Consider the following 10501-nt stretch of genomic DNA (forward strand, 5'->3'; position numbering starts at 1 on the left):
GGGCGGCTGCTCCTTGGACCACTTCGTGCCGGGGCTCGCGGGTTCCGCACCGGGCCGGTCCGCGGGTTGCGGGGGCTGGTCGGGGCCGTCGGGGCGGTCGGCGGGGCCGGACGCGCCGGGCTCCCGCCCGTCGGACGGGGCGGATCCGGGCGAGGCCCAGCCCGGAGTGTCGTTCATCGTCGCTCCTTCACGGTGCCCGTCCGCGGTCGCGGCGGCGGCAGGTTGGCAGCCATCGTGCCATGGGGTGGTCGGCTGCGGACCGGGCGCGGTCCGGGCAGCGCACCTTCAATTGTCCGCCGTCCAGAGGGCAGACTGACCGCATGGCTGATCGAGACGCGCGAAGCGGCGAGGGCAGGCGGCCGACCGGGATACCGGCGGCGCTCCGCTGGGAGGAACCTCCCGAGGGGCCGGTGCTGGTGCTGCTGGACCAGACCAGGCTCCCGGCCGAGGAGGTCGAGCTGGTCTGCACGGACCCGGCCGCCCTCGTGGAGGCCATCCGTTCGCTCGCCGTGCGCGGGGCACCGCTGCTGGGCATCGCGGGTGCCTACGGGGTCGCGCTCGCCGCCGTGCGGGGCTTCGAGGTGGCCGAGGCGGCGGCAGCGCTGGAGGGGGCCCGTCCCACCGCGGTGAACCTCGCCGTGGGCGTGCGCCGGGCGCGGGCCGCCCACCAGGAGGCGCTGGCCGGGACCGGTGACACCCGCCAGGCGGCCGCCGCGGCACTGACCGCGGCCCGGGCGCTGCACCGGGAGGACGCCGAGGCCGGCGCGCGGATGGCCGCACACGGGCTGCGGCTGCTGGACGAGCTGCTGCCCGCCGGCGGGCACCGCGTTCTGACCCACTGCAACACCGGTTCGCTGGTGTCGGGGGGTGAGGGAACGGCCTTCGCGGTGGCGCTCGCGGCACACCGCGCGGGGCGGCTGCGTCGCCTGTGGGTGGACGAAACGCGTCCCTTGCTGCAAGGTGCTCGCCTGACGGCATACGAGGCGGCCCGCAACGACATGGCGTACACCTTGCTTACGGACAACGCGGCGGGTTCGCTCTTCGCGGCGGGTGAGGTGGACGCGGTGCTCATCGGTGCCGACCGCATCGCGGCCGACGGTTCGGTGGCGAACAAGGTGGGGAGCTATCCGCTCGCGGTGCTCGCGCGCTACCACCATGTGCCGTTCATCGTGGTGGCACCGGTCACGACGGTGGATCCGGACACGCCGGACGGGGCGTCCATCGAGGTGGAACAGCGCCCCGGATATGAAGTGACCGAGGTCACAGCACCGCAGGTGCCGGTGGCGGGAGCGGGAGGCGGGATTCCGGTGGCACCCCTGGGGACCCAGGCGTACAACCCGGCGTTCGACGTGACGCCACCCGAGCTGGTGACGGCGATCGTCACCGAGGAGGGCGCGGTCTCGCCCGTGACCAGCGAGGCCCTCGCGGAGCTGTGTGCCAGGTCACGCCAGGTAACGATTAGCTAATGGGATGATGTCGTTTATGAAGGGACGAGTCCTTGTCGTCGACGACGACACCGCACTGGCCGAGATGCTCGGCATTGTGCTGCGTGGTGAGGGTTTTGAGCCGTCTTTCGTAGCCGACGGCGACAAGGCGCTGGCCGCCTTCCGGGAGACCAAGCCCGACCTGGTGCTGCTCGACCTGATGCTGCCCGGTCGGGACGGCATCGAGGTGTGCCGCCTGATCAGGGCGGAGTCGGGTGTGCCGATCGTGATGCTGACGGCCAAGAGCGACACCGTCGACGTCGTGGTCGGGCTGGAGTCGGGCGCCGATGACTACATCGTGAAGCCGTTCAAGCCGAAGGAGCTGGTGGCCCGTATCCGGGCACGCCTGAGGAGGTCGGAGGAACCGGCACCGGAACAGCTCGCCATAGGTGACCTGGTCATCGACGTAGCCGGGCACTCCGTGAAGCGGGACGGCCAGTCGATCGCGCTGACGCCGCTGGAGTTCGACCTGCTGGTGGCGCTGGCCCGCAAGCCGTGGCAGGTGTTCACGCGGGAGGTGCTCCTCGAGCAGGTCTGGGGCTACCGGCACGCGGCCGACACCCGCCTGGTCAACGTGCATGTGCAGCGGCTGCGCTCCAAGGTCGAGAAGGACCCGGAGAAGCCGGAGATCGTGGTGACCGTCCGCGGTGTCGGTTACAAGGCCGGACCGAGCTGACATGGCCAGGGACAGTGCCGCTTCGGCGCCCGGGTCCGGGGCCCGCGCCGGGCGGCCTGTCGCCCACGAGCCTCTCGGCCGCAAGCTCCCCGGCCGCCCCGCGGGGCACAAGCCCCCCGGTCACGAGCCCTCCGGACACGAGCCCCCCGGCCACAAGCCACGCGGTCACGAGCCTCCCGTCTCACGTTGGAGCCGCCTGCTGGAGGGCGGGCTGCTGCACGGCGGCGTGCAGGGCAGCCCGGTGCTCCGCCTCTTCATGCGCTGGGTGCGCCGGCCGCTGCTGCCCGTCATGCGGCTGTGGCGGCGCAACATCCAGCTCAAGGTCGTCGTCACCACCCTGCTGATGTCGCTGGGCGTGGTGCTGCTGCTCGGTTTCGTGGTGATCGGACAGGTCCGCAACGGCCTGCTGGACGCCAAGGTGAAGGCCTCGCAGAGCCAGGCCACCGGCGGTTTCACGGCGGCGAAGCAGAGGGCGGAGGAATCGGCGAGCGTCGACGGCGACGACAACGCCCCCGTCGACGGGCGCCCCTCGCAGAACGTCATCCAGTGGATGAGCGAACTGGTGAAGTCGCTCTCCAGCGGTGGCCAGGGCGCCTTCGACGTCGTCACCCTTCCCATGGGAGGCGAGAGCGGCAGCGGACGCGGCCCGCGCGCCTCCGGGTCGGTCGACTGGGCGGTCAGCGTCCCCGAGGACCTGCGGGAACGGGTCGAAGGCGGTACGGCGGCGGCCCAGAGCTACACCCGCATCGTCTACAGCTCCGACCAGGCGTCCCAGCCCGGCCTGGTCATCGGCAAGCAGGTCAACGACCCGAACAGCGAGCCGTACCAGCTCTACTACCTCTTCCCGCTCACCCAGGAGGAGAAGTCGCTCAGCCTGGTCAGGGGCACGCTGGCGACGGCGGGGCTCTTCGTCGTCGTACTGCTCGGGGCCATCGCGTGGCTCGTGGTGCGCCAGGTCGTCACGCCCGTACGGATGGCGGCGAGCATCGCCGAGCGGCTGTCCGCCGGGCGGCTGCAGGAGCGGATGAAGGTCACCGGCGAGGACGACATCGCCCGGCTCGGCGAGGCCTTCAACAAGATGGCGCAGAACCTCCAGCTCAAGATCAGTCAGCTCGAGGACCTGTCGCGGATGCAGCGGAGGTTCGTCTCCGACGTGTCGCACGAGCTGCGGACGCCGCTGACGACCGTGCGGATGGCCGCCGACGTCATCCATGACGCGCGCGTGGACTTCGACCCCGTGACCGCGCGGTCGGCGGAACTCCTCGCCGACCAGCTCGACCGGTTCGAGACACTGCTCGCGGACCTGCTGGAGATCAGCCGTTTTGACGCGGGCGCCGCGGCCCTGGAAGCGGAGCCCATAGACCTCAGGGAGGTCGTACGGAGGGTCGTCGGCGGCGCCGAGCCACTCGCCGAGCGCAAGGGCACGCAGGTGCGCGTCCTGGGCGACCAGCAGCCGGTGGTGGCCGAGGCGGACGCACGGCGCGTGGAGCGCGTCCTGCGCAACCTCGTCGTCAACGCGGTGGAGCACGGTGAGGGGCGCGACGTCGTCGTCAAACTCGCCGCGGCCGGCGGCGCGGTGGCGGTAGCGGTGCGCGACTACGGCGTCGGACTGAAACCGGGCGAGGCCACGCGGGTCTTCAGCCGCTTCTGGCGGGCCGACCCGGCACGCGCGCGTACCACCGGAGGCACCGGACTGGGCCTGTCGATCGCGCTGGAGGACGCGCGGCTGCACGGCGGCTGGCTGCAGGCCTGGGGTGAGCCGGGGGGCGGTTCGCAGTTCCGGCTGACCCTGCCGAGGACCGCGGACGAGCCGCTCAGGGGCTCGCCGATACCGCTGGAGCCGACGGACTCACGACGCAACCAGGAACTCCACGACACCGGTGCGGCCGGCACCGGTCCGGCCGGCACCGGTGCGACCGGGGCCGCGGACAAGACGGCCGGCGTCCCGGCACAGGCGCCGGCCGGGCAGGCGTCCTCCGCGCGGGGACCGATACCCCCGCGCCCGGCCGTGGCTCCCACGGCCGATCCCACGGCACTTCCCGGCAACGGTGCGCGCGTGGTGCCGAGGCCCGTGTCGGGCACCCGGAGACAGGACGACGGACCCGCGACGAGGACGGCGAGTCGCCCGGACACCGGGCCGGAGGACCCGAGCAGGCAAGGGGAGGCATCTCGTGGGCGCTGACCGCGGGGGAGGCGGTCGGCGGATGCCGGCGCGCGTCATGGCGTACACCGTCTGCGGTGCCGTACTGCTGGCGGGGTGCGCGTCGATGCCCGACGACGGGGACCTGCGCGGAGTGGACTCCACGCCCCGGCAGGATCCTCAGGTGCGGGTGTTCGCGATGCCGCCGCGGGAGAACGCCCCGCCATCCGACATCGTGCAGGGTTTCCTGGAGGCGCTGACCAGCGACGATCCCCACTACGAGACGGCGCGCAAGTACCTGACCGGTGACGCCGCGAAGAACTGGCAGCCGGACGAGTCGGCGACGGTGCTCGCGGGCGGGCCGGGGACCGAGTCCGACCACTCGGGCAGCCGCGAGGATGCCAACGACTACTCGGTGACCCTGACCGGTACCAAGGTGGCCACGGTGGACGCGCAGCGGTCGTACTCGCCGGCCGAGGGCTCGTACCGCAAGTCGGTGCACCTCACCCGGGACGGCAAGAGCGGGCAGTGGCGCATCGACGCGCTGCCGCCGGGTGTCGTCATGGGCAAGTCCGACTTCCAGCGCAACTACATGTCGGTCAACCGGTACTACTTCGCCTCGAACACCGTGGTGCGGGCGGACGCCGACGAGGGGACGAGGCCGCAGCCGGCGGCCGTCGCCGACCCCGTGTACGTGCGCCGGCGCGTGGACCCCATGACCCACGTGGTCCGTTCGCTGATCAGCGGGCCGACGAGCCTGCTCGGTCCCGTGGTCAGGTCAAGCTTCCCGACCGGCACGGCGCTGGCGGAGAACGTCGGCTCGCTGGCGCCCGACGACCGCAGCAGGCTCACGGTGCCGCTGAACGACAAGGCGGCCGGAGTCAGTGAGGAGAAGTGCGACGAGATGGCCGCACAGCTCCTCTTCACGCTGCAGAACCTCACACCCGCGGTGGAGGAGGTGGAACTGAGTTCGGGCGGTGAGCAGTTGTGCTCGCTCACCGAGGACCGGGCCGAGACGGTCGCCACGCGTGGCTCGGCGCAGCGTCCCGACTACCTCTACTTCGTCGACGAGGACAACAGCGTGGTCAGGATCGCGGCGGGCAGCAACGGAACCCGTCCGGAGCCCGTCCCGGGCCCCCTGGGCGAGGGCGAGAAGGCGCTGCGGGCGGTCGCGGTGGCGCGGGACGAGCACAGCGCCGCCGGTATAGGCCTCGACAACAAGGCGCTGTACGTGGCCTCGCTGGTGCCGGGCGGTTCGCTCGGCGAGCCCGTGCTGGTCAGCAACGGCGAGGCGGAGGACGACCGGCTGACGCCGCCCAGCTGGGATGCGCAGGGGGACCTGTGGATCGCGGACCGGGACCCGGCCGACCCGCGGCTGCTGCTGCTCAAGGCGGGCGCGGGAGATCCGGTGGAGGTCCGCACGCCGGGGCTGGACGGCCGGGTACAGGCCGTGCGGGTGGCGGCCGACGGGGTGCGGATCGCGCTGATCGTGGAGAAGGGCGGCAAGCGGTCGCTGCTGATCGGACGCATCGAACGGGACGACAGGAGCGCCGAAGAGGCCGCTGTCACCGTCCTGGAACTGCGCTCGGCGACGCCCGAACTCGAAGAGGTCACGGCCATGTCGTGGGCCGGGGACAGCCGGCTCGTGGTGGTCGGACGTGAACGCGGTGGCGTCCAGCAGATCGGATACGTCCAGGTCGACGGGTCGACGCCGGAGGTCTCGGTGCCCGCGGCCCTGACCGGGGTCGCGGAGATCGCCGCGACCGAGGACGAGCGGCTGCCGCTCGTGGCGTACTCGGCGGACCTGATCGTGCGGCTGCCGTCAGGGTTGCAGTGGCAGAAGGTGACGGAGGGGACGGCGCCGGTCTACCCGGGGTGAGGCGTCCGGCGTCCGGGTTTTCCACAGGCCGCCCGTGAGGGTTTTCCACAGGCCTGGCGGGGTCTCGCAGGGCACGGCACAGTGGTGGCCATGCGGGGATGCCGGGAATCACAGGAATCACACGAAGTACGAGAGTTGCGGGGCTTACGGGGATTACGGCGATGGTGGCGGGATCTCACGGACCTGGTGCTGCCGGCCGAGTGCGGTGGGTGCGGCGGCGTCCGCGAGGTGCTGTGTCCGCGGTGCCGTACGGCGCTGAGTGGGGCCGCGCCGCTCCGGGTCCGGCCGGTGCCGGAGCCCCCTGGGCTGCCGAGGGTGCACGCGGCGGCGCCGTACGAGGACGAGGTGCGGGCCGTGCTGCTGGCACACAAGGAGCGGGGCGCGCTCGCCCTGACGGTTCCGCTCGGCGCGGCCCTGGCGGGAGCGGTGCGGGCGGCCCTGCGGGAGTCGGGCACGGGCACCGCAGACGGGGACGCCTTCCGCGGGCCTGAGCCGGTGCCGGAGTCGCTGCCTGGGCCGGTGCTGCTGGTGCCGGTGCCGTCGGCGCGCCGGGCGGTGCGGACGCGGGGGCACGACCCGGCGCGGCGCATCGCTCTCGCCGCGGCGGGGGAGTTGCGGCGGACCGGGACGTCCGCCCGGGCGCTCGCCGTGCTGCGGCAACGGCACGCCGTGGCCGACCAGTCGGGCCTCGACGCCCGGCAGCGGCTGGTCAACCTCACCGGGGCGCTCGCGGTGGTCCGGGGCGGCGGTCGGCTGCTGTGCGGCGGTGGGCCGGTCGTTCTGGTCGACGACCTGATGACGACGGGGGCGTCGCTGGCCGAGGCGGCACGTGCGGTGCGTGCGGCGACGGCGGTCGGTGAGGGGGTCGTCGCGGAGCGGGCCGGAGCCGGAGTTCCGGTACGGGCCGGGCCGGCTGAGTCGGGGCAGGGGTCCGGCACGTACTGGGCGGCGAGATCGCCTGTGTATCCGTCGGCGCCGGGGGAAGGCAGAGAGGAACGGAAGCCGGGGCCCGAAATGGCGGGCCCGAACGGAGGCGGTGGCGTGATCGGTGAAGTGATCTGCGCGGCAGTGGTCGCCGCTCCACCGGATTCTTTCGAAAATAAACCGGAACTGACTGAGAGCCTGCATCGTTGCAGGTGATAAGAGGGTCAATTCACTGGAACGGAGGTACCCCGCGGTAGAGGGTGACGGCATCCCTCCGGGCGAGATATGTTCGGTTGTGAGGCAAAGCCGCAGGCCACACCTCTCGAATCCGAATGCCGTGCTGCGGGTTTTCACCGTCATCACCCGCACCGGTGGAGTGGAGAACCCGCCCGCGGGGGAGGAGGTGGACGTCACCGAGTCCGAGGTTCCGGCTGATCCGGAACCTGGTGCGAAAAGGAGATGCTCCGCCGTGGAAGCGGGGCGATCCGGGAACGGAGTTCTGCGTGGACATCGTCGTCAAGGGCCGCAAGACCGAGGTGCCCGAGCGGTTCCGGAAGCACGTGGCCGAGAAGCTGAAGCTGGAGAAGATCCAGAAGCTCGATGGCAAGGTGATCAGCCTCGACGTCGAGGTGTCCAAGGAGCCGAACCCCCGGCAGGCCGACCGCTGCGACCGAGTGGAGATCACGCTCCGCTCCCGCGGTCCGGTGATCCGGGCGGAGGCAGCGGCGAGCGACCCGTACGCGGCGCTCGACCTGGCGGCGGAGAAGCTCGGCGCACGGCTGCGCAAGCAGCACGACAAGCGTTTCTCGCGCCGCGGCGCACGCCGGATCTCGGCGGCAGAGGTCGCCGACCACGTACCGGGCGCGGCGACGCTCAACGGGAACGGCCACGTCGTCCCGCAGGAGAAGCAGGACGGCGTACCCACCAAGAGGATCGGCTCGTTGGAGGTCCAGGGCGACGGTCCGCTCGTCGTCCGGGAGAAGACCCACGTGGCCGCGCCGATGTCCCTCGACCAGGCGCTCTACGAGATGGAGCTGGTCGGGCACGACTTCTATCTGTTCGTCGACTCCGAGACGAAGGAGCCCAGCGTCGTCTACCGGCGGCACGCCTACGACTACGGCGTGATCCACCTCACCACGGACACGATGGTCACCCAGGCGCACGCCCCCGACGCGGGCGACGCGCTCGGCGGCTGACGCACCGCCGGCCGACAGCGGACCGGTGCCCCTGGAGCGCGTGTGCGCCCCCAGGGGCACCGGTGTGCGACGGTGCGCGAGGGTGTGCGACCCCCATCGCCGCCCGTTCGGGCACCCCGCTGTCGGCCGGGCATGGAATCATGGCGGCAACGGCCCAACCGGTGGGTCGTTGCTCTGGGTTGGCGATGGCTCAGCACCACGGGCCACAGCCTTCAGGGGGAGGAACGATGGCGGACAGTTTCGGACCGATGCGGGTCGCGGGCGTCGACCACGGGATCGACGACGGGGCCGTCGGCATGGGCCCGGAGGCGGGCACTGCGCGCGAGGAGCCGATCAGGGTCCTGGTCGTGGACGACCACGCCCTCTTCCGCCGCGGTCTGGAGATCGTGCTCGCGGCCGAGGAGGACATCCAGGTGGTCGGGGAGGCCGGGGACGGCGCCGAAGCCGTGGAGAAGGCCGCCGATCTGTTGCCTGACATCGTCCTGATGGATGTGCGCATGCCCAAGCGGGGCGGGATCGAAGCCTGCACCTCCATCAAGGAGGTGGCTCCCAGTGCCAAAATCATCATGCTCACGATAAGCGATGAAGAGGCCGACCTCTACGACGCGATCAAGGCGGGGGCGACGGGATACCTCCTCAAGGAGATCTCGACCGACGAGGTGGCCACCGCCATTCGCGCGGTGGCCGACGGACAGTCCCAGATCAGTCCGTCCATGGCGTCGAAACTCCTCACCGAGTTCAAGTCGATGATCCAGCGGACCGACGAACGCCGGCTGGTGCCCGCACCGCGGCTCACCGACCGCGAGCTTGAGGTCCTCAAACTCGTCGCCACGGGAATGAACAACCGGGACATCGCCAAGGAACTGTTCATTTCCGAGAACACCGTGAAGAACCACGTCCGCAACATCCTGGAGAAACTGCAGTTGCACTCCAGGATGGAGGCCGTGGTGTACGCGATGCGGGAGAAGATTCTCGAGATCCGGTGACCCGGTCCCGACCGGGTCAGGCGAGCAGGCGGGCCAGCTCCGCAGTGAGGGGCTCGCGCAGGTCCGGCGCATCGACACGCTCCACGCGCACGTCCGTGCAGTCCACCCAGCTCGCCGCCTCCACCAGGGCCTGGGCCACCGCGGGAGCGGCCTTGGGACCGTCCACTGTCACCTGCCTGGCGACGAGCGTGCGCCCGTCACGCCCCGGGTCCACACGGCCGACGAGCCGCCCGCCCGCCAGCACCGGCATGGCGAAGTAGCCGTGCACCCGCTTCTGCCTGGGCACGTACGCCTCCAGGCGGTGGGTGAAGCCGAAGATCCGCTCCGTACGCGCCCGCTCCCAGACGAGGGAGTCGAAGGGGGAGAGCAGGGTCGTGCGGTGCCGGCCGCGCGGGGGCGTCGCCAGGGCCGCGGGATCGGCCCAGGCCGGACGGCCCCAGCCCTGCACGGTGACCGGCACCAGACCCGAGTCGGCGATCACGGCGTCGACCTGCTCGGCCTTGAGCCGGTGGTAGTCCGCGATGTCCGCGCGCGTACCGACCCCCAGGGACTGGCCGGCCAGGCGGACCAGGCGGCGCAGGCACTCCGTGTCGTCCAGGTCGTCGTGCAGCAGCGCGGCCGGGACGGCGCGTTCGGCCAGGTCGTACACCCGCTTCCAGCCGCGGCGCTCGACGCAGACCACCTCGCCGTACATGAGCGCGCGCTCGACGGCGACCTTCGTGCCCGACCAGTCCCACCACTCGCTGGTCCTCTTCGCGCCGCCCAGGTCCGTGGCGGTGAGGGGACCCTCGGCCCGGAGCTGCTTGACGACGCGGTCGTAGTCGCCGTCGGGGAGGTGGTGGTTCCAGTGCGGGCGGTCGCGGTAGGCACGGCGGCGGAAGGCGAAGTGGGGCCACTCCTCGATGGGGAGGATGCAGGCGGCGTGCGACCAGTACTCGAAGGCGTGGGTGTCCTTCCAGTAGGCGTCCTCGACCGTCCTGCGGCCGACGGCGCCCAGGCGGGCGTACGGGATGAGCTCGTGGGAGCGGGCCAGGACCGAGATGGTGTCGAGCTGCACCGCGCCCAGGTGACGGAGGACGCCGCGGACGCCTGCGCGGCGGTCGGGGGCGCCGAGGAAGCCCTGTGCGCGGAGCGCCAGGCGGCGGGCCTCGTCTGCGGACAGTTCCGTGGCGGGGGGCGGGAGGGTCGTCATGCGTCCGCACGATAGGGGGTGGGT

At 71.8% G+C, this 10501-nt stretch carries 8 protein-coding genes; 7 read left to right on the plus strand and 1 reads right to left on the minus strand.

Going from position 1 to position 10501, the window contains the following annotated elements; all coding sequences use genetic code 11:
* The first annotated feature begins 320 nt into the window (after window positions 1-320).
* From mtnA to HZS56_RS35925, 7 genes are all read left to right on the plus strand, one after another.
* Complete coding sequence (mtnA, locus tag HZS56_RS35895) at window positions 321-1466, plus strand: S-methyl-5-thioribose-1-phosphate isomerase (RefSeq protein WP_216725000.1); 1146 nt, start codon at window positions 321-323, stop codon at window positions 1464-1466.
* A 4-nt stretch (window positions 1467-1470) separates the two neighbouring features.
* A complete protein-coding gene (gene mtrA / locus HZS56_RS35900) occupies window positions 1471-2160 on the plus strand; it encodes a two-component system response regulator MtrA (protein ID WP_003975799.1) in 690 nt (229 codons plus the stop codon).
* 1 nt (window position 2161) lies between these two features.
* On the plus strand, window positions 2162-4342 hold the full coding sequence (gene mtrB, locus HZS56_RS35905; protein ID WP_216725001.1) for an MtrAB system histidine kinase MtrB: 2181 nt from the start codon (window positions 2162-2164) through the stop codon (window positions 4340-4342).
* Window positions 4332-6179: an LpqB family beta-propeller domain-containing protein gene (locus HZS56_RS35910; RefSeq protein WP_216725002.1), complete on the plus strand. Its 1848-nt coding sequence runs from the start codon at window positions 4332-4334 to the stop codon at window positions 6177-6179. Before mtrB ends, HZS56_RS35910 begins: the two co-directional genes overlap by 11 nt.
* Before the next feature lie 135 nt (window positions 6180-6314).
* A complete protein-coding gene (locus tag HZS56_RS35915) occupies window positions 6315-7319 on the plus strand; it encodes a ComF family protein (RefSeq protein WP_216725003.1) in 1005 nt (334 codons plus the stop codon).
* 287 nt (window positions 7320-7606) lie between these two features.
* Entirely contained in the window at window positions 7607-8299 is a 693-nt protein-coding gene (gene hpf, locus HZS56_RS35920) for a ribosome hibernation-promoting factor, HPF/YfiA family (RefSeq protein WP_216725004.1), read from the plus strand.
* A gap of 227 nt (window positions 8300-8526) precedes the next feature.
* Window positions 8527-9285, plus strand: coding sequence for a response regulator (locus HZS56_RS35925; RefSeq protein ID WP_216725005.1), 759 nt, complete (start codon window positions 8527-8529; stop codon window positions 9283-9285).
* Between the two features lie 16 nt (window positions 9286-9301).
* On the opposite strand, the gene HZS56_RS35930 is transcribed toward HZS56_RS35925, so the two are convergent.
* The gene (locus tag HZS56_RS35930) at window positions 9302-10477 is read right to left on the minus strand and encodes a winged helix-turn-helix domain-containing protein (protein ID WP_216725006.1); all 1176 of its coding nucleotides are present in this window, start codon (window positions 10475-10477) and stop codon (window positions 9302-9304) included.
* Window positions 10478-10501: the final 24 nt, after the last annotated feature.

It is taken from the genome of Streptomyces mayonensis (assembly GCF_018982965.1).
Lineage (GTDB): Bacteria > Actinomycetota > Actinomycetes > Streptomycetales > Streptomycetaceae > Streptomyces > Streptomyces mayonensis.